The sequence below is a fragment of the Fictibacillus nanhaiensis genome, from assembly GCF_019801215.1.
GTDB lineage: Bacteria > Bacillota > Bacilli > Bacillales > Fictibacillaceae > Fictibacillus > Fictibacillus nanhaiensis_C.
The window spans coordinates 1,464,919-1,482,362 of the sequence record NZ_JAHVJO010000001.1; the positions used below are offsets into that span (position 1 = coordinate 1,464,919).

General features: G+C 40.2%; 21 protein-coding genes and 1 riboswitch. Of the genes, 5 read left to right on the forward strand and 16 right to left on the reverse strand.

All coding sequences use genetic code 11. From position 1 onward, the window contains the following. The first annotated feature begins 70 nt into the window (after positions 1–70). Positions 71–1,159 (forward strand): AI-2E family transporter, encoded by a 1,089-nt coding sequence (locus tag KUV80_RS07560; RefSeq protein WP_222462037.1) that lies wholly within the window; start codon positions 71–73, stop codon positions 1,157–1,159. Next, positions 1,156–2,031, forward strand: a complete 876-nt coding sequence (locus KUV80_RS07565; protein ID WP_338083471.1) for a DUF1206 domain-containing protein — start codon at positions 1,156–1,158, stop codon at positions 2,029–2,031. Before KUV80_RS07560 ends, KUV80_RS07565 begins: the two co-directional genes overlap by 4 nt. Before the next feature lie 72 nt (positions 2,032–2,103). Here the strand turns inward: KUV80_RS07565 and KUV80_RS07570 are convergent, their stop codons facing one another. The 7 genes from KUV80_RS07570 to thiD form a co-directional block, all read right to left on the reverse strand. Continuing rightward, positions 2,104–3,366, reverse strand: coding sequence for an MFS transporter (locus KUV80_RS07570; protein WP_222462038.1), 1,263 nt, complete (start codon positions 3,364–3,366; stop codon positions 2,104–2,106). Positions 3,367–3,589: 223 nt separating this feature from the next. Continuing rightward, positions 3,590–4,171, reverse strand: coding sequence for an ATP-dependent Clp endopeptidase proteolytic subunit ClpP (clpP, locus tag KUV80_RS07575; RefSeq protein WP_066288379.1), 582 nt, complete (start codon positions 4,169–4,171; stop codon positions 3,590–3,592). Between the two features lie 15 nt (positions 4,172–4,186). Next, a complete protein-coding gene (locus KUV80_RS07580; protein WP_222462039.1) occupies positions 4,187–4,402 on the reverse strand; it encodes a hypothetical protein in 216 nt (71 codons plus the stop codon). Further along, positions 4,399–5,001 (reverse strand): helix-turn-helix domain-containing protein, encoded by a 603-nt coding sequence (locus KUV80_RS07585; RefSeq protein WP_222462040.1) that lies wholly within the window; start codon positions 4,999–5,001, stop codon positions 4,399–4,401. The genes KUV80_RS07580 and KUV80_RS07585 overlap by 4 nt, the downstream gene beginning before the upstream one ends. 179 nt (positions 5,002–5,180) lie before the next feature. Beyond that, a complete protein-coding gene (locus KUV80_RS07590) occupies positions 5,181–5,420 on the reverse strand; it encodes a hypothetical protein (RefSeq protein ID WP_222462041.1) in 240 nt (79 codons plus the stop codon). Between the two features lie 139 nt (positions 5,421–5,559). Further along, entirely contained in the window at positions 5,560–6,261 is a 702-nt protein-coding gene (gene thiE / locus KUV80_RS07595; RefSeq protein ID WP_222462042.1) for a thiamine phosphate synthase, read from the reverse strand. Beyond that, positions 6,248–7,060, reverse strand: a complete 813-nt coding sequence (thiD, locus tag KUV80_RS07600; RefSeq protein WP_222462285.1) for a bifunctional hydroxymethylpyrimidine kinase/phosphomethylpyrimidine kinase — start codon at positions 7,058–7,060, stop codon at positions 6,248–6,250. The genes thiE and thiD overlap by 14 nt, the downstream gene beginning before the upstream one ends. A gap of 96 nt (positions 7,061–7,156) precedes the next feature. Then, a riboswitch (TPP riboswitch) is annotated at positions 7,157–7,262 on the reverse strand. 373 nt (positions 7,263–7,635) lie between these two features. Here thiD and KUV80_RS07605 point away from each other — a divergent pair. Beyond that, positions 7,636–7,866 carry an IDEAL domain-containing protein gene (locus tag KUV80_RS07605; RefSeq protein ID WP_222462043.1) on the forward strand — a complete coding sequence of 77 codons (231 nt, stop codon included), beginning with the start codon at positions 7,636–7,638 and terminating at the stop codon, positions 7,864–7,866. Between the two features lie 139 nt (positions 7,867–8,005). Here the strand turns inward: KUV80_RS07605 and KUV80_RS07610 are convergent, their stop codons facing one another. Next, positions 8,006–8,917, reverse strand: a complete 912-nt coding sequence (locus KUV80_RS07610) for a DUF4349 domain-containing protein (RefSeq protein ID WP_222462044.1) — start codon at positions 8,915–8,917, stop codon at positions 8,006–8,008. Between the two features lie 194 nt (positions 8,918–9,111). On the opposite strand from KUV80_RS07610, the gene KUV80_RS07615 reads away from it, so the two are divergent. Further along, the gene (locus tag KUV80_RS07615) at positions 9,112–10,125 is read left to right on the forward strand and encodes a YecA family protein (RefSeq protein WP_222462045.1); all 1,014 of its coding nucleotides are present in this window, start codon (positions 9,112–9,114) and stop codon (positions 10,123–10,125) included. A 71-nt stretch (positions 10,126–10,196) separates the two neighbouring features. On the opposite strand, the gene KUV80_RS07620 is transcribed toward KUV80_RS07615, so the two are convergent. From KUV80_RS07620 to KUV80_RS07645, 6 genes are all read right to left on the reverse strand, one after another. Next, the gene (locus KUV80_RS07620) at positions 10,197–11,525 is read right to left on the reverse strand and encodes an APC family permease (RefSeq protein WP_222462046.1); all 1,329 of its coding nucleotides are present in this window, start codon (positions 11,523–11,525) and stop codon (positions 10,197–10,199) included. 482 nt (positions 11,526–12,007) lie between these two features. Beyond that, the gene (locus tag KUV80_RS07625; RefSeq protein WP_222462047.1) at positions 12,008–12,796 is read right to left on the reverse strand and encodes a DeoR/GlpR family DNA-binding transcription regulator; all 789 of its coding nucleotides are present in this window, start codon (positions 12,794–12,796) and stop codon (positions 12,008–12,010) included. Between the two features lie 257 nt (positions 12,797–13,053). Further along, positions 13,054–13,377, reverse strand: a complete 324-nt coding sequence (locus tag KUV80_RS07630) for a nucleoside triphosphate pyrophosphohydrolase (RefSeq protein WP_222462048.1) — start codon at positions 13,375–13,377, stop codon at positions 13,054–13,056. Between the two features lie 53 nt (positions 13,378–13,430). Next, on the reverse strand, positions 13,431–14,465 hold the full coding sequence (locus KUV80_RS07635; RefSeq protein WP_222462049.1) for a YkvI family membrane protein: 1,035 nt from the start codon (positions 14,463–14,465) through the stop codon (positions 13,431–13,433). A 111-nt stretch (positions 14,466–14,576) separates the two neighbouring features. Further along, positions 14,577–15,686, reverse strand: coding sequence for a GGDEF domain-containing protein (locus KUV80_RS07640; protein WP_222462050.1), 1,110 nt, complete (start codon positions 15,684–15,686; stop codon positions 14,577–14,579). A 168-nt stretch (positions 15,687–15,854) separates the two neighbouring features. Further along, on the reverse strand, positions 15,855–16,136 hold the full coding sequence (locus KUV80_RS07645) for a hypothetical protein (RefSeq protein WP_222462051.1): 282 nt from the start codon (positions 16,134–16,136) through the stop codon (positions 15,855–15,857). Positions 16,137–16,344: 208 nt separating this feature from the next. On the opposite strand from KUV80_RS07645, the gene KUV80_RS07650 reads away from it, so the two are divergent. Next, a complete protein-coding gene (locus tag KUV80_RS07650) occupies positions 16,345–16,758 on the forward strand; it encodes a phage holin family protein (RefSeq protein ID WP_338083472.1) in 414 nt (137 codons plus the stop codon). Here KUV80_RS07650 and KUV80_RS07655 read toward each other — a convergent pair. Next, positions 16,755–17,012, reverse strand: a complete 258-nt coding sequence (locus tag KUV80_RS07655; protein WP_222462052.1) for a flagellar biosynthesis anti-sigma factor FlgM — start codon at positions 17,010–17,012, stop codon at positions 16,755–16,757. The genes KUV80_RS07650 and KUV80_RS07655 overlap by 4 nt on opposite strands. Then, positions 17,009–17,266: a hypothetical protein gene (locus tag KUV80_RS07660; RefSeq protein ID WP_222462053.1), complete on the reverse strand. Its 258-nt coding sequence runs from the start codon at positions 17,264–17,266 to the stop codon at positions 17,009–17,011. The genes KUV80_RS07655 and KUV80_RS07660 overlap by 4 nt, the downstream gene beginning before the upstream one ends. Positions 17,267–17,444 lie beyond the last annotated feature (178 nt).

A 17,444-nucleotide genomic window follows, 5' to 3' on the forward strand; every position in this document is an offset into this window, starting at 1 on the left:
ATTGATAAAAAAGGTTACAGTTTTTGAAAAAGGGAAAAGACTAGTATTAAGAAACGGAGGTCACTTTTCTATGTGGTATCAGCACTCATTTTTCAAGTATGCGGCAGCGGCCGTACTTGTACTTACGATCCTATTTTTGTTCGGAAAAATCGACTATCTCATCGACTTCCTATATCTTGTCATATCTAGCGTGTTTTTCCCGGTTTTTATCTCTGGGTTGTTGTATTACCTCTTAAGACCGTTCATTCGGTATCTGATTAAAAAAAGAGTCCCAAAAATCCTTGCCATAAGTGCTGTTTTATTCGGATTAATCTTTGCAGGCTCCAGCATTGCTGCTCTTGCCTTTCCTGTCATTGCCGATCAGCTCTCAAACATCACCGATGATTTCCCGAAAAAGATTGGGGAAGCAACTGAAAAAACGGGAACGATGATTACCGGAAAAAGCACCTCATTTATTGACAGCACACAAGTGTCTAAATTAGCGACTCAACGTCTCCAAAAGTTTACAAATTCCATCTCCAAAGATGTGATTGCACTTGTTACAACGTTAACGAATATCGCCCTCGTTTTACTGGTGGTGCCTTTCATCCTCTTTTATCTATTATTGGATGATAAAAAGTTTTTCCACTATTTTTTAAAACTCGTTCCTCGTCATATGGAACACGATGTGGACGCGATTCTTAGAGACATTGATTCAACACTGTCTTCCTATATAAAAGGGCAAGTGTTAGTCGCAGTATTCGTCGGTGTTTTCATGTATGCAGGCTATTTGCTGATCGGGCTTAAATTTGCCCTTGTCCTTGCCCTTTTTGCCGTATTAACGAACGTCATTCCCTTTCTCGGGCCGTTCATCGGAGTGTTTCCCGCTTTGTTAGTGGGGCTGATTCAAGATCCATTAATGGCGGTAAAAGTGGCGATAGTGACTTTAATCGTTCAACAAGTGGAAGGCAACATCCTTTCTCCGCAGATTATGGGCAAAAAACTTCACATTCACCCTTTGACGATTATTTTGATCGTATTGATGGCTGGTGCGGCATTCGGCTTTATCGGATTACTTCTTGCTATCCCAGCATATGCAGTAATGAAAACCATCATTAGCAACTTGTATCGCATTTATTTATTGTACAATCCTCCAGAAACAAGAAGTGACTTGCTGTGAAAGGAACCGATGAAACCGTGAAAAACCAGCCTTTTGTCAAAAAAGTGACATATAAAGATAAAATGAACAACCTATTTCATTCATTTCGGCCGTGGGTTCATCGCTTTGCGAGAATCGGATACTTTTCAAAGGGCATCGTATATATCGTAATTGGAATTCTTGCACTGCTAACGTCAACAGGCTTTAAGGCGAACGAAGCGAGCTCTAAAGGGGCTTTATATACGATTGCACAGCAGCCGTTCGGACCTGCATTATTAATTGTCCTTGCGATCGGCTTAAGTGCCTATGCGTTTTGGCAGCTGATGAAGGCCGTTTTTGATCCGGAATGTGTAAACCATCACTGGAAAAGATGGTTCAGCCGGTTCGGATACTTGTTCGTCGCTGGTGTGTATATCGCAATGTGCATTAGTGCTCTGCGCATTCTCTTTCGTGCAAGAGGAGAATCTTCTGATAAGGCATATCAAACCTTATCCGCTCAAATGCTCTCCCAGCCTTTTGGACAGCTTTTTATCGCAGTCGCAGGACTAGTGGTCGGAATTATCGGAATCGTCTTTCTGTTTAGAGCTCTATCACGGAAGTTTAAAAAGAACTTGAAAAAAAATGAAATGAACAAAAAAGAATGGCGTTGGAGCGGCTATATTGGAACATTTGGCATGACAGCACGAGGCTTTGTATTTATGATTATCGGCTTCTTTCTTATACGAACGGCAATACTTGCTGATCCCGAAGAAACGAAAGGTCTTGACGGGGCTCTCGGAGAGCTGGCAGCACAACCGTTTGGTCCCGTTCTCCTTGCCGTCGTCTCTCTCGGATTCGTCTCATACGGCGTCTACATGTTCGCAAGTGCTAAATACCGTCGGTTAAATAGCTAAACAGAAAAAATCCTTGTCTCTGTGCAGACAAGGATTTTTTGTTATATGACGTGTCTTCCTGACAAATACAAATTAAGGATTTGTATTTGTCGGGGGTCTGTCCCCCTGTGACCATTTCTCCAACATTTTGTCCGTTGGCAGCATGACGGTTAAGAGTCCTAACAACGGCAAGAAACTGATCAAGAGCATCGTGTATGCAATACTGGTTATGTCTGCTACCTTTCCAAGCACGACAGATCCCAGTGCTCCCATTCCAAACGCAAGTCCAACAATTAACCCCGAAACCATTCCGATCCGTCCTGGTACGAGTTCCTGTGCATAGACCACCGTTACAGAAAAACTTGTGTTTAAAATAAAGCCAATCAGAAAAAAAAGCGGAAACACGGCCCACAATCCCACATGCGGCAAAAGGAGTGCCAATGGTGCAGTTCCGACCATAGAAAAGAAGATCATGTTTCGCTTTCCTAATCTATCTGCGATCGGTCCGCCAAAAAATGTCCCCAGTACACCGGCAGCCAAGAATACGAAAAGGTAGATTTGCGCCTGACGAATACTTAATCCGTAATCATCAATCAGATAAAACTGATAATAGTTGCCGATTCCTGAAAAGTACCATGAACGTGCGAACACTAAAAACACCAAGAGCGCCATTGCGATGATGACTTTATTTTTCCGCTTGTTATTCATTGTTTTCTTTTCACCTGTTTGCTTTTTCACTCGTGGAAAATGGATAAGCTGTTTGGCGTACCATCCTGAAACATAAAATAGCACGAAAATCGCTACTGCAGCTAACGAAGTAAACCACACTGCTCCAAACTGACCAAGCGGCACAAAAACGAGTGCCGTCATTACAGGAGCAAGTGATGTTCCAGAGTTCCCTCCGACCTGGTAAATCGACTGTGCAAGACCACGACGATTCCCAGCCGCCATATACGCAACCCGTGATCCTTCCGGGTGAAATACAGCAGAACCGAGTCCTATACCAATCACCGATAAAATAATCATGGAAAACGAATCAGCAAATGCGATTCCGAGCATTCCTACTAAACTAGCCATCATGCCGAACGGCAGCAAATAAGGAGATGTTGTCCGGTCTGTATACCACCCAACAACAGGTTGCATAACGGATGACGTGATGTTGAGTGTAAATGCGATCCACCCCAGCTGAGTAAACGTAAGCCCCATCGACTCTTCTAATATTGGAAAAATGGCAGGGATAACGGCCTGCATCGAATCATTTAACAAATGCACAAAACTAATGGCAAAAAGGATCGAATAGATCGTTTTTTGCTGGGCAGACGCTATGCTTGGCGTCTTTTCAGTCGGTGCTGCCATACTTTATTCCTTCTTTCCTCTCAAACTATGTAACTTCCATAAGATTACCACATCCCGCACGCCATTTTCTAAAATGAAGGCTTTCGACATTAGAAATGAAGGAAACGTACAGTGTAATATCCGTAAAAACGCCATGGGAAATAAATTGTTAGGGGTCAGTCCCCATTTCCCACACAAAAAGAAGCCAGCTCTGACGTCAGGGCTGGCTTCTTTGAAAACAAGTTTAAATTTTTTCAATTACTTTATCGATGATGCCGTATTTTACCGCTTCCTCTGCTGACATGAAATAATCGCGATCCGTGTCTTTTTCCACCTTTTCAATAGGCTGCCCGGAGCGGTCTGAAATGATTTTATTCAAGAGCTCTCTAGTTTGCAGGATACGCTTCGCGTGGATGGCCATGTCTGAAGCCTGCCCTTGAGTGCCTCCTAGAGGCTGATGGATCATCACTTCTGCGTTCGGTAACGCATAACGCTTCCCTTTTGCACCTGCTACTAATAGAACTGCACCCATAGAAGCCGCCATGCCGATACAGATCGTGGATACATCCGGTTTGATGAACTGGATCGTATCATAGATCGCTAGTCCTGCGGTCACGGACCCTCCAGGTGAATTAATGTAGATGGAAATGTCTTTGTCAGGATCTTCAGCCGCAAGGAAAAGAAGCTGTGCAACGATCGAATTAGCAACATTGTCATCAATTGCGCTTCCTAACATAATAATACGGTCCTTTAACAGTCTGGAATAAATGTCGTACGAACGCTCACCGCGGTTTGTAGATTCAACGACCATTGGAATTAAGTTCATCTTTTTTCCTCCTCTTTATGCGGCAACAGCCATTGGGCTTGTGCTCGTGTTTCGTACATGTATTTGACCAAATCCTGATGTAATAAATATAATTTTTGCAGGTTGCTGTGGATGACCTTGACCTGCCTCCTCCACCTGTACTTCTTTTTTCATCGGGATTTCGTTATGCTGCTCTTGTGGTTCCTTGTTTCCTTTAATCGGTGTGATTGTGCGATTCTGTTCCTTTTTCACGTTGTGCCGCCTCCTTCAGGTTTAGGGTACATCGCCATTGAAACATGATACGTTCTTGACTGCGCTTGCTTTGGATCATGATGTTTTTGAATCAATTGTGAAAGCATGTCAGCATATTCTTGTAAGAACGCTTGTCGTTCCTCCACGCCTGAAAGTGAAAGTTCCATCTCCATGACCGCACTCGGAATCACTTCCTCATCAACCTGTTCCATGAGTAGAACGGCGTCTCGCTTCACTTTTTCGGTAAGTGATAAGACGTGAGCGAGTGCTGTTTGATCTTGCAGCTTCTGGACGGTTTCTTGAGAGAGACCAAGTGAATCAGATAACAGAAACGTTTTCCCTACACTTACATAAAGAACTTCTACAAGGTTTCTTACATTCCTTGTACCTGAGCGTGTAACCAGCCCAACTTTTTCAAGTGCTTTTAGATGATAATTTACCTTTTGTGCCGAATCATTCATCCTTTTCGATAGCTCTGTTGCAGATCGGGGTTCCTTTAACAAGCTGATGATTTCTGACCTGACAGGATGTAATAATGCTGCCGCCTGCTCCGGTTCTGAGACGATATACGTTTCTGGTACTGCCTGATTTCTTTTCACTCTTATCACCTCACAGCAAGAAGTATTTGTTCTTACATAAAAATTATACTTTACGTAAAGTTATTTTATTACGAACACCTTCATTATGTCAAAAATTTACTCAAAATATACGTTAGCCTATGTACATAAAAAAACAGACTGTACTTTATTTTGCGACGACAGTCTGCTTTCCTTTATCTTTATAAGAGCGGTATTACGCCAAGCAATAAAAAGATTCCGGCCATGCCAACGTTAAACCAAAATTCTGTTTTTTGTTTAAAAAGTTTTCGTTCCACCGCACGAAATGAAAAGATTACAAAAAGGATAGAAAAGAAGACGGTCGGGCTTTCCCAAAACTTCCCGTTGTAGATCGCAAGCAGTAATCCCATAAACATAAGCACCATTTCTGCATATACCCAGCGTTTTGGTCGTTTCTTCATCTGATATTCGGCCCCCTTTTACACCGGTTGATAGTACACAGTTTACGGTGTGAAGACCTTTTCGGTGCATATCCTTACCTTGAATAAAAATCATAATGAGCACTTTTGGCTATATACTCATCAACAGATGCACTTTCAACTACAATTTCTTTTTGGCTTGTAAAATGGTCCTCAGCAGCTCTCGAGACGTCTCGAGAGGATGTTCCGCCTCACTGATCGCAGAAATTAAAGCCACCCCGTCTGCACCACCTTTAACGACCGATGCAGCATTATCTTTCGTAATCCCTCCTATTCCTACCATCGGAACCATTATGTTATTTTCACGAAAAAGTGAAAAGATCCCAGTCCCAACAGGCTCTTTAGCATCAGGCTTCGTATAGGTTTGAAAGATTGGACCCACTCCGACGTAGTCCGCACCTCGTGTAACTGCGTCCTCAGCCTCAAGTAGGGTATGTGTAGAAACACCAAGGATCTTACCTTTTGTTTCTCTTCTGAAAACGTCGAGACTTCCATCTGTTTGTCCAACATGCAATCCGTCGGCATCCAGCTCTTTCATTAATGCTAAATCGTCGTTTACGATAAAGAGGACACCATATTGTCGGCATACGTTTTTAGCTGCCTCTGCGATTTGAATACGTTGTCTGGAATTTAAGCAGTTTGTTCCTTTTTCCCTAAATTGAAAGGTTGTGATTCCGCCCTTACAAGCTTGTATCAGAATTTCCATAAAAGACTCAGGTGATTCGCAATTTGTCGTACCGGCCACATAATAGAGTGATAGCGTTTGAGCTAAACAGGTTCGCGAGCGAGCATTCACAAGACTTTCCTCACTAGCAATGTTCATGAAGGATCCTCCGATAGGCAAAATGATTGACCGGTCCATGCCCAGAACCTACATCTATTCCATGCTGTATGGCAGATTGTATGAATTTTTTAGAGTTAGAAATCGCACTCTCCACCGTTTTCCCAATACTGAGTTCAGCCGTGATAGCGGCTGAGAATGTACAACCCGTGCCATGTGTATTTTTCGTATTCACTCGTATATCAACAAACTCACACATCTCTTCACCATTAAAAAAGAGATCTGTTACATGTGGTCCGTTCTCCAGATGCCCTCCTTTAATCACGATATAGCGTGCACCTTTATCAAATAAAAGTAGTGCAGCTTCTTTTTTAGCTTCATCATTGTTAATCGTTATACCTGTCAGTGCTTCTGCTTCAGGAATATTTGGGGTAACGACCTTAGCAATCGGCAGCATATATTTTTCCATTGCATCTAATGCTTCCCGGCCTAAAAGGGTTGCCCCCCCTTTTGCAACCATAACCGGATCTACAACAAGGTTTTTCCAGCCAAATTTTTTTACAAAATAAGCAACTCTTTCAATATACTCACCTGAATAAAGCATGCCTGTCTTTACACTATCAGGCGTCAGATCGTTGCCGATTGACGTTAGCTGCTTTTCTAATCCATCTAGTTCAACAGGATACACGCCTTGCACACCTGTTGTGTTTTGAGCAGTAACGGCTGTTAAGACTGACATTCCGTATACACCAAACTCTTGAAACGTCTTTAAGTCCGCTTGAATGCCAGCACCTCCTCCACTGTCTGATCCTGCGATCGTCAACGCTTTTGAAACTTTAATCAGCTGTCCCATAACAATCACCCTCCTTTATACACAAAAAGCCACCCGCTAAAAAGAAAGCGGGTGGCTATTACCATTTTATCCACGTGATAAATGTAATCATCCACACCGCTTCCCTACGCCAGTACAAACTGGATCAGGTTCAAAGGGTCGAAGGTACTACCTTCTCTCAGCTTTTACAAAAGCACCCCTAGCGGAAATGACAATATTGAGTTACCACAATCCTACTCACACGTCATCAAAATTGTCAACGTTTTTTTCAAATACGTGTTTTCTAGTGTTTAAGCCTCACGAAATACGGGGAAATAGTAAATAACATAAACAACATACACAAAAGAAACGAGAATAAAACACTTGTAATTAAATGGTAAGAACTCGGCAACAATCATGACAAACCATTAACATTTTTTCCAAAAGGTGGTGAATAATCAGTACTTTAGAAGGAATGTCTAAAATTTTTTCAGAATTTTCAAATAAAATGGTTGTCATCGAGCACCTTGCTCAGTATACTAGTAGAAACCTAGAAACATAAAAGGTTAATTGGATAGGGAGATAATTTAAGGAGGGAAAACAGGATGAAAGACAAAAACACTTCTTTTAACAAAAACCAAAATGAAATGGTGCAGTACAAGCAACAAAAAAGAGACCCATTTGCCTTCAGCCTTATTGCCCAAATGGTATTGGATGAGGCCCTGCACAGTTATTACAGAGAGTATTATGAAAGAGAAATCAACAACGCCCTTGATCAAAAAGATAAAGAACGTTTTATGAAACTGACGGAAGAATACAAAGCGTTCCTCGGTTAAGGCTTTTGTTAACGGCACTCCTTTCATAAAGAGATGCCGTAAAGCCAAAAACACCCTTTCAGCTTTCGGACCATACTAATCCGTGCTAGAGAGGGTGTTTCTGACGTACCTGTATTCTGACTAATAGTCAAACAAGAAATTACGAGATTGATGTCGGTGATTCCGGCTTTTTCTTTTGTCCTTTCTTTCTTCTCCATAACCAGAACCATACAGGTATTACTAACAGCCACAATGGGGCTAGCCCGAATAATGCTACAACGATAAAGGATATCGCTGAAAAAATAAAATTCACCGATTTCATAAATAAAATCTTCGTCTTCTTCCACGTGTTCAGATCTTCTGTTTGTAACTTCTCTGCCTTCAAATTCTTCACTTCAAACTGAATCGTTACTGTGGAATAATCACTTTGGTTTTTTAAAAAAGCAAGACGTCCTTCGATTTGCTCGATCTCTTCTTGAACGCTAGCAAGATCAGATGAAATCTTTAACAAGTCTTCTGTTTTTTGTGCATCCGCCATAAAAGACTCCAGCCGATCTCTCACCTTTTCTTTCGCTTTTAACCGTGATGACAGGTCTACATATTCTTCTGTCACATCTTCTCCTCTAACGCTTTCTTGTGGTGTTCCTTCACTTAAGTCCTTCACTTGTTTTAAAAAAGGCCGAAATCCATTCATCGGAACACGAGCAACCATCATACCGTCCTCATATCCTTTTTCGCCAATATTCGTGTTTGACTCAACAAGATATCCACCTTTTTCTTCTACCATCATACGGACAGACTCCATTGTATTCTGAAGCTTTTCTACCGTTATCTTTACATCTGCATGATAAATCACTTTTCGTTGATCTTGAATTGACTGTTTTTTCTCCTTTTCTTCAGATGTTCCTGTATCCTTATCAGCTGCCTCAGAAGAATTGTCCATTTTTGTGTTTGGACTTTTTCCTCCAGCCATTTCTTGTGAACGTTTGTCCTCTGCTTTATGACTATTGTTGCTGCATGCTCCTAATAAAAGCACAAAAATCAGTGCCCATACCTTCCATTTTTTCCACATAGCGTAAAGCCCCCTTTTTTTTCTTAGACGTTTTTTACCAAATAAAGGTTTCAGCTTAAGAAAAACCAACCTATTGAATGATTTTTTCTATTTCTTTTTTATGATAAAATAATGTCTGTTGATTAGTTGTTTGAAAAAAATCCGTTTTATGCTAGTATGTACAGGATAAGTAAGTGTTTTACTGGAGGAATAGCATGTCAATGATAGGAAGAAATGATCCGTGCTATTGTGGCAGCGGAAAAAAATATAAAAAATGTTGCATACATAAAGAAGAGCAAACGCGAGAAGTTTCCTTTCATCAAGAAGGTCTCATCAAATTTGCTCTCGAGAACTACCAGCAAGACTTGGCAGCTCGCACGTCTAGCTATGTAAAAAAGTACCCTGTCGGAAAAGACCAAGAACAAACGTACGCGAACATTGCGGTTTGTTGGGAAGTGTTCTGTTCTGAGATCCGTGACAGCCAAACACCTGTTGAACTTTATGTAGAAAAAGTAAAAAACACAGTTAAACCAGAAGTGGCTGACATTTTATCAGGATGGACAACGACTGTACCTTCTCTTTATAAGGTCGTTGAACAAAAAACGGGCTTTATCTTTACTGTGCAGGATATTTGGACAGAGAAACTATATGACGTTACAATTAATGCTGCTGAGAAACCGAAAACAAACAGTGCATTACTCGGAACACTCGTATCAAACGGCAGCACATACGAGTTTTATGTAGGATATGTAGAAATGCCACTTTCGGAATTACCGCCATTAAAAGAAGCGATCGAGAAGTTGTATCCGTCGCTTGAAGCAAAAGAGATTTTCAAAATTCATTTCCCTGCTGTCCTGCAGCTTTCTTTAATTGATATTTCAGAAGGCATTCCAGAAACAGAGGCTGATCCATCATCTGCTACGATGGAAAAATCAGCTGCTGAATCTGTGGAAAAAGATGAAAAATACACAGCCGTAACCGAACTCGTTAAAGCTAATGCGGAAACTGAAGTGGTGGAAGAAGCTGAAAAACTTTGGAGTGAGTACATCACAGAATCAAAGCCAGCTATTCGAAAAGAAGAAATCTATGCCGCTGCTCTTGATTATTTAGTCTCCAAAGACATAAGAGGCATTGCTTCAACACAAGCAGAAACCGCTAGGAAATATGGCGTATCACCTGCAAGTCTTTCCTCACGATATCGTGAAATGAAAGAGCATTTAAGCGTATAAGCAATTATCTTATCGAATTCTCCCGCTAGGTTACCTGGCGGGTTTTATTTTGCAAAAAAAACAAGATCCCTTTATAAGGAATCTTGTTTGGAACGACGCTGCAGCCCATAATAAACAGGAAGTCCCGCAAGTGTTATGAGTATTGCAGTTAAACTATCAGCAGGATCGTTTAAAATCGTGGACCCTACGATATAAACAGAGCCAATGATAGCAAACACTGGAATAATCGGATAAAGCGGAACACTGTATACACGCTTTTGCTTTAAACCAGCATTTCGTTTTCTCAATTTAAATACGGCATAGAACGCAAAGATATAAAAGAAATAGACAGCGAAGATCGCCATTTCTGAAAGATAATCAGGATCCGTAAGAAGCATCATAATGATCGCAATGACAACTTGTAAATAAGTAGCCGCAATCGGTGTTCCGTACTTTTCATTAACTTTGCTAAACACCTTCGCCATCGGCAGCTGATTTCGTTCTGCCATCGCAAAGGGCACACGGGGAATCGTTAGAATTTTACCGTTCAAACAGCCAAAAATGGATACCGCAATCCCGACGGCAATTAGTTTTCCTCCGATTGGACCAAACAAAATGGTGGCTGCGGTTGCCGCTGAGTTTTCGCCCAGCCTCACAATTTCAGATGCTGGCAAAACATGCAATAGCGCAATGTTTACAAGTAAATAAGCTGCCATAACAATCAAAATTCCACCAACGATTGCTCGAGGCAAGGTTTTCCCCGGATTTTTCATCTCTCCGGCAACAAAACCAACCATCAGCCAGCCATCATAAGCAAACAAAGTGGCTAAAATGGCAGCACCCATGCTGATCTCTGTAAAAGCTCCACTTGAAGCATCCATAATTTGTTCGTTTCCTTGAGAGATACCGAACACAATGATAAGGGCGATTGGCACCAATTTTCCTATCGTAAAGAGATTTTGAACAAATCCCCCATACTTTGTACCAAAGTTATTAACGATCGTAAGAAAAAGAACTGTACCAATTCCTACCCATAGACCGAATGCTTTTTCCCAAGAAAAAAGATTCACGATCAGTGATCCAAAATATAAGCCGAGCGCACCGATGACCGCTGGACCGTAAATGACCGTCTGCACCCATCCGCTCAAATAACCCCACAGTTTACCGTAAACTTCTTCCATATAAACATAAAGTCCGCCTGTTTTTGGAATTTGCGTGGCTACTTCAGCAATCGTCAAGCCTCCTGCTAATGTAATCAACCCACCCAATGTCCAAGCCAACAGAGCGAGAGACGAATTACCCGTATATTCTAAAACACTTCCAGGCTTCATAAAAATTCCTGAACCAATGACCGTTCCAATAACAATGGACATGGCTACCGAAAGCCCAATATCTTTTTTTAATGCTGCTTCTTGATTCATGGTGTGTCACTCCTTAAAAAAAAACGTTTGTCCATCTGAAAAAGACTAGTGTCACTTTAACACAAACATATTTAATCTGTCACTACTTTCCAAAATAGACAGTCTATTCAGTTTTATGGAAGGGTTTTCGTCTACTTGTGCGTACCGAGGAGTTACGGTACGTGTTCTTATATTTGTTACACATTTGCTCATAGAAATATGATGAGCGCTCATAGAAATTTGATAAGCGCTCATAGAAATCTAATTTATGCTCATAGAATTCAAGTGAGTGCTCATAGAAAGTCCGAATTTACTCATAGAACTTTAAAAATTACTCCTTGGTTACGATTTACATGTGTTTTCAAAGAAAATATGGATTTACCAGGTCATTGATATAAGAAAATCACAAAAAAACCAGCTCACTTTAATGGTAAGAGCCGGCTTTTGCTTATATTTCCTTATTTCTAACGATTTCTGGCATAAAGCAGTCTTCTTTAAAGAACTTATTGGTTTGATTCTATTTGAGTTTTTTTCACAGCAGCAATGATTACTTTTACTCCTTGCTGTTCAATGGACTGAAGGTGATCGCGTGGTGACTCATCGTCAGTAATCAGTACATCAAGGTTTGAAAGAGAGTCCGCATGTGCGAATGCATTTACTCCAATTTTGTAATGCGGAAAAACGCCAATGCGTTTTCTCGAAACATTACCTACTGCCTTCATGAAAGAAGCTACTTCAGGTGAAGCTGTGCTTATTCCTCTTTCAGAAATACCTCCGCCTGTTGCGAAAGATAGATCGAAAGTATACTGACTAATCTGTTGAGTCGCTAAAGCATCTGTCATATTTCCGGAATTCTTTACTTTTCCGCCAACCACATATAAATCGATGTTCTTTCGTACTCGGAGAGCTTCAGCAGTGGCTAATGAATTGGTCACGACAGTAAGCTCGTAAACTGGGAGATGTTTCAGAATTTGGTGATGCATGCCGCCACCACTTATAAAAAGGGTATCGTTTTCTTTAATATACTTTACTGCCTCTTTTGCAATGGCTACTTCATATTGGGATTCCTCACCAAATCGAACAGCATTTGCTGACGGTCCTTTTTTCACTTCAGTAACAGGGATTGCCCCACCGTGTGTACGCTTGAGAAGTCCGTTATCTTCAAGAGAGGACAAATCACGGCGAATGGAATCAATTGAAACTTGAAGAGCATCTGATAACTCTTTCGCAAGAACACGGCCTTCTTTTTTTAAGGCTTCTAGTATCTTTTCTCTTCTTTCTTCAGAAAACATACAAATTTCCCTCCATTACCTTTTATTTCCATGTGGTACTGTAATCATATGCGTGTTTACGCTTGTTTGCTAATTGTATCTGCCGTTATTTTCATGTTTTTTATATTTATCATACAAAACAGGCTAAAACAAGCACATCATGTACCCACGACTCGACATATATCAGCCTTCTTTTGGCAAAGTACATTTCTAAAAATGCGTCTTCCTGACAAATACAAATTTAAGCGATTTGTATTTGTCTGGGGTCTGTCCCCCCCTCAGTCTTCAACCTTGATCAAAAAAAGCCGTTCGTGGAATCTGCCATGTTTTCTAGCCTTTTCAAGCCTGATTTCCTCCAGTTCACGCAATGTGAGATGATGCACTTTAGCAAGCGCGATCATAATTTCAAACAATCCCGCAAGCTCTTCTGCAGCATCGATCTCACTATCCGCTTCTCGATACTCTTTTACACCTTCTACAAGTTTTTTCTTTAACTCACTTTCAAATTCTTTGTCGCCAAGAATGCGGAACGTTCCTTTTTTACCTGCCTGCTCAAGCAGTTCCGGGATTTTATCTCGGACCAATTTATTGTAATAAGCCATTGTCTATTTCCTTTCCAACAAAATCACCAAAATGGAGTTCTTTTACAATCTATTCATCGATTAAGCTTTTTAGCAGAAATAACAACAAGAAAAACGAGGGCGATCATCCCGAAAACCGGATATAAAAAGTGAAGCAATTGCGCATAACCAACCTGACTCAACATATAACTGCCTACTAATAAAAGGATCAGGATGGCATTATTGGATAGTCTTATTTGTTTGTTCAAAGAACCAGCCAGGCCAAATAAGTTCCCAATCAGAGTTGAGAAAATTTCCCCATAAATGACAAAGACAAAAATATAGTGAACGACAATTCCGAGTCCTCCTACTATTTCAGCAATTGGAATTTCATAGCTTAAAACACGGGGAACCGAATAAAGAACATATTGACTGTTTAAGAGGATGAACGTTAATCCCAAACCCCCAACGAAGCCTCCCCATTTGATGATCGATTCATCAGCTGCTTCTCTCGAAAGAGGTACTAGAACCGCTTGGGCAAGCGTTAAATTAAAGGCCGCATACGTGAAGGGACTCACGATCCACTTCCAATGACCGATAAAGTCTTGCTCGACAAACAGCTGCCTCCCCCCAGAAGATTCAAACATCGAAAAAGACAAAACGAACGAAAACAAGATCATTACAGGTACAATTAATGAGTTTGTCCATAATATGCCATTTATCCCTTTTTTCATGACCAAAAACGTTATAAGAAGGGTTGATATGACCCCTGCTTGAAAGGGCAATTGCAGCTGTTCGTAGAATAATGCGCCCGACCCCGAGAGCATAACTCCGGTTACTCCGAACAGCATGATGAGCATTAGTATGTTCACCACTCTTGATGCTGCTGTACCAAATAAGTAGCGATTCATATCATCAAAAGAAGAAGCACCTATTCTCCTAGCCATGAGCATTAATTTTGTACCAATAACAATAAAAAGAAAGCCGCTGATGAAAATTCCCACAAATCCCGCAGATCCATATATCGTAAAAAATTCAACGATTTCCCTGCCTGTAGCAAAACCAGCACCTACTACAGTGCCGATGTATGTGGCGGCAATCTGTAAAATTTGTTTGAGTCGTCCACTCATGCCCCTCACCTCCATGGCCATATATCTTTACAAACATATGCATGGACAAGAGTTTTAGAAGAAAAAGAAAAACAGCAAGGATCTCTCCTTACTGTTTTAATCACTATCGTATTAGATTTCTAGTGCTTGATTGCATTCTTGTATGATTACGCGGTTCTTACCTTGGCGTTTTGCCACATATAAACTGTTATCGGCCCCTTCAAAGAATGCTTGTTTATGCATGCCGGCTCGATACGTTTGCAACCCAACGCTGATGGTAACACTTTTTTCTATGATCTCAGGATGTTTTAGCTGTTGAACCACTTTTCGAATATTGTCTAGAATGCTGAACGCTATTTCTTCTTTTACATCATTTAAGATGATGACGAACTCTTCACCGCCATACCTCGCTACAAAATCATCCGTTGAAACATTCTCTTTTAATGCTTTGGCAATCCGTTTTAGAACAAGATCACCAATTCCATGACCGTATGTATCGTTTACTTTTTTAAAATTATCAATATCAATTACAGCTAAATGAAGAGGATGGTGATACGTTTCAGCCTGCAGGATCAAAACATCCATATATTCGTAAAACGCCATATGATTATACAATCCTGTTAAAGCATCTGTTTTCACTTGTTTTTCCATAATTGTTGATTTCACCATAAGGTCCTGGTGATCTGCTTGTGCTTTTTTTAAATCCACTGCTATTTCATAACCCCTGCTCATAATAGCAATACAGATTGTCGTTGAAATCAATAAGATAGAAGCCATCGTAAGCTGGGCCATTAAATCATTCAGCTCTTTAATGATAGGGTGAAATGATGATAAAACCAAATAGATAGAAAGACTGAATGTAAACGACACCCAAACTTTTTTCTTATCAAAATAGATGGCAGAGATCAGCATAGGGAAAAACAAACTCGCATACATCACAAACATTTCAGAATGTACACCAACTAATATACCTGAGAACAGACTAGCTGCTCCAATAATGGTGTAATCGGTGTACTTGTGCTTGCGTCGAAAACTCCATTCAGCAATTAAGGCTGTTAACGAAAGCAGAAATGTAGGCAACAGTACAAATTGCAAATAAAATTCCTTTAATGGTCGCTCGCTAAGAAAGCTATTGATAACCTCAACACACACTGACACTAATATAATCACCCAAAAAACGTTTAAAATTTTCCGGTTCCACGCGTAGTGATTTAAGTGTGCGGGCAGGCGTGTATTTTCCAAGCCTTTCACCCCCTATACACATTTCCAGAGTTAATTATAACACTATTTTTAACCTTGCAAGCGTTTTCCGAGATTAATCTTCTTCCATTACATGGCTCTTTTTTCTGGGTAAGAACGACTTTTACATTAAAAAGCACAGCTAGAATAAACCAGCTGTGCGAAATTAGATTATTTACTTTTTACTCGTTTTTTCTTTGGGAGCTTATCAAGAAGCCAGCCTCTGCCCACTTCACAAAATCGAATTGGCATTTCAAGAGTAGCGAGTATCTTATCCTTTCCGTGGATGGTGAGGAGTCCTGTTTCCTCATTGACATGATCCACGACCGCATTTTCAGTTCCAGATAGCGGAAATGTCCATTTGTTGTTTCCAGGGTCTTTAATTTTAATCATTCTTCCGTCACAAGTTACTTTGTGGCAATGTGGAGGCAAGCCTAACGTAATTTTATTCATTGCATTTCTTTCCTCCCTTTCCGGATTTGTTTCATTGTAACAGAAAAGGTGCGTGTCTGACTCCTTATTTTTTTAATTTTTTGACTATTTAACACATTTGAAATAAAGCTTCTAAAAAATAGGAGGACAACCCCGGTCATTCGCCAATTCATCATGATTTATACAAGCATATACTAAATTATTGAGAGATAAGGGAGGAAAAAAAATTGTGGAAAAAATATCGATGTTTTATAACATGACCATCGTAACATTAGGTGCATTATCAAGTTACTTTTTTGGATCGCCGAGCATGCTATTTAAAACACTCGTTTTATTCATTGTTCTGGATTATATAACAGGCATGGCTGCAGCGGCATATGAAGGAAAATTAAACAGTAAGGTTGGTTTTAAAGGTATCTTAAAAAAGGTAATTATCTTTGCGCTTGTAGCAGTGGCCCATTCTCTCGATCAACTTATTGGTGGATTATTCATTGAATCTGCCACCATTTTTTTCTATCTATCAAATGAGTTATTATCCATGATTGAAAATGCAGGCAGGTTAAACGTTCCGATACCGCCATTCATAACAAATGCCGTTTCTCTGCTAAGACAGAAAAGCGGCATCGATAAAAAGAAGGATTAAGTTGTATAAAACCGTGAAATTTTTTGAGCAATTTCATGCGCGTTGATTTGGTATTCTCCAGCATCAATGCGCTTTTTAATATCCAAAAGTTTCTTTTCTCTTATATTTAACTGAGCATTTTCATTTAACACTTTAGCTTCGTTTGATATGTAAAGTTCGTCTTTGGCAAAGGATGGAGGTTTAACAGCGGGTTGCTGATACAGCTTATTCACATCATATTTTCGTTGTACGGGTTGTTGTCCATCGATTCTCATGACTTCACCTCTCCAATTGTATTGATCGTCCCTAACCACTTCCATTGATCGTCAGCATCTACGTTATCTAGTAATCTAAAAAACAAATCTTGACCTGATGTATCCCATTTCACTTCAAATTCATTCCCATTTTCTTTGTCTTTACAAAAAGAATGGATCCATTGGGAAGTGAACAAGTAAGGCGTAAACTGTTCAAAGTCCAACAGATGTTTCTCTAACCATTGAATGACATCATCTTGAGTAAGTTTCTGCATCTTTAGATCGTCCTTTGTTTTTAGTTCGTCATTACCTGTGTCTATAAGTTTCGCATCCTTTAAATGCTTTATGAGGATAGACGAAAAATAATTTACAGAAAATTCGAACCCTCTGTTGTAGTGGTGCTATATCTTAAAATTACCCATTCTCTCTTATCCAATAAACATCTTTCCTTTC

Coding starts and splice junctions, on each gene's coding strand:
- KUV80_RS07560 (WP_222462037.1), top strand. CDS start 71: ATGTGGTATCAGCACTCATTTTTCAAGTATGCGGCAGCGGCCGTACTT.
- KUV80_RS07570 (WP_222462038.1), bottom strand. CDS start 3,366: ATGGCAGCACCGACTGAAAAGACGCCAAGCATAGCGTCTGCCCAGCAA.
- clpP (WP_066288379.1), bottom strand. CDS start 4,171: ATGAACTTAATTCCAATGGTCGTTGAATCTACAAACCGCGGTGAGCGT.
- KUV80_RS07590 (WP_222462041.1), bottom strand. CDS start 5,420: ATGAAGAAACGACCAAAACGCTGGGTATATGCAGAAATGGTGCTTATG.
- thiE (WP_222462042.1), bottom strand. CDS start 6,261: ATGAACATTGCTAGTGAGGAAAGTCTTGTGAATGCTCGCTCGCGAACC.
- KUV80_RS07605 (WP_222462043.1), top strand. CDS start 7,636: ATGAAAGACAAAAACACTTCTTTTAACAAAAACCAAAATGAAATGGTG.
- KUV80_RS07610 (WP_222462044.1), bottom strand. CDS start 8,917: ATGTGGAAAAAATGGAAGGTATGGGCACTGATTTTTGTGCTTTTATTA.
- KUV80_RS07615 (WP_222462045.1), top strand. CDS start 9,112: ATGTCAATGATAGGAAGAAATGATCCGTGCTATTGTGGCAGCGGAAAA.
- KUV80_RS07620 (WP_222462046.1), bottom strand. CDS start 11,525: ATGAATCAAGAAGCAGCATTAAAAAAAGATATTGGGCTTTCGGTAGCC.
- KUV80_RS07625 (WP_222462047.1), bottom strand. CDS start 12,796: ATGTTTTCTGAAGAAAGAAGAGAAAAGATACTAGAAGCCTTAAAAAAA.
- KUV80_RS07630 (WP_222462048.1), bottom strand. CDS start 13,377: ATGGCTTATTACAATAAATTGGTCCGAGATAAAATCCCGGAACTGCTT.
- KUV80_RS07635 (WP_222462049.1), bottom strand. CDS start 14,465: ATGAGTGGACGACTCAAACAAATTTTACAGATTGCCGCCACATACATC.
- KUV80_RS07645 (WP_222462051.1), bottom strand. CDS start 16,136: ATGAATAAAATTACGTTAGGCTTGCCTCCACATTGCCACAAAGTAACT.
- KUV80_RS07655 (WP_222462052.1), bottom strand. CDS start 17,012: ATGAGAATCGATGGACAACAACCCGTACAACGAAAATATGATGTGAAT.
- KUV80_RS07660 (WP_222462053.1), bottom strand. CDS start 17,266: ATGCAGAAACTTACTCAAGATGATGTCATTCAATGGTTAGAGAAACAT.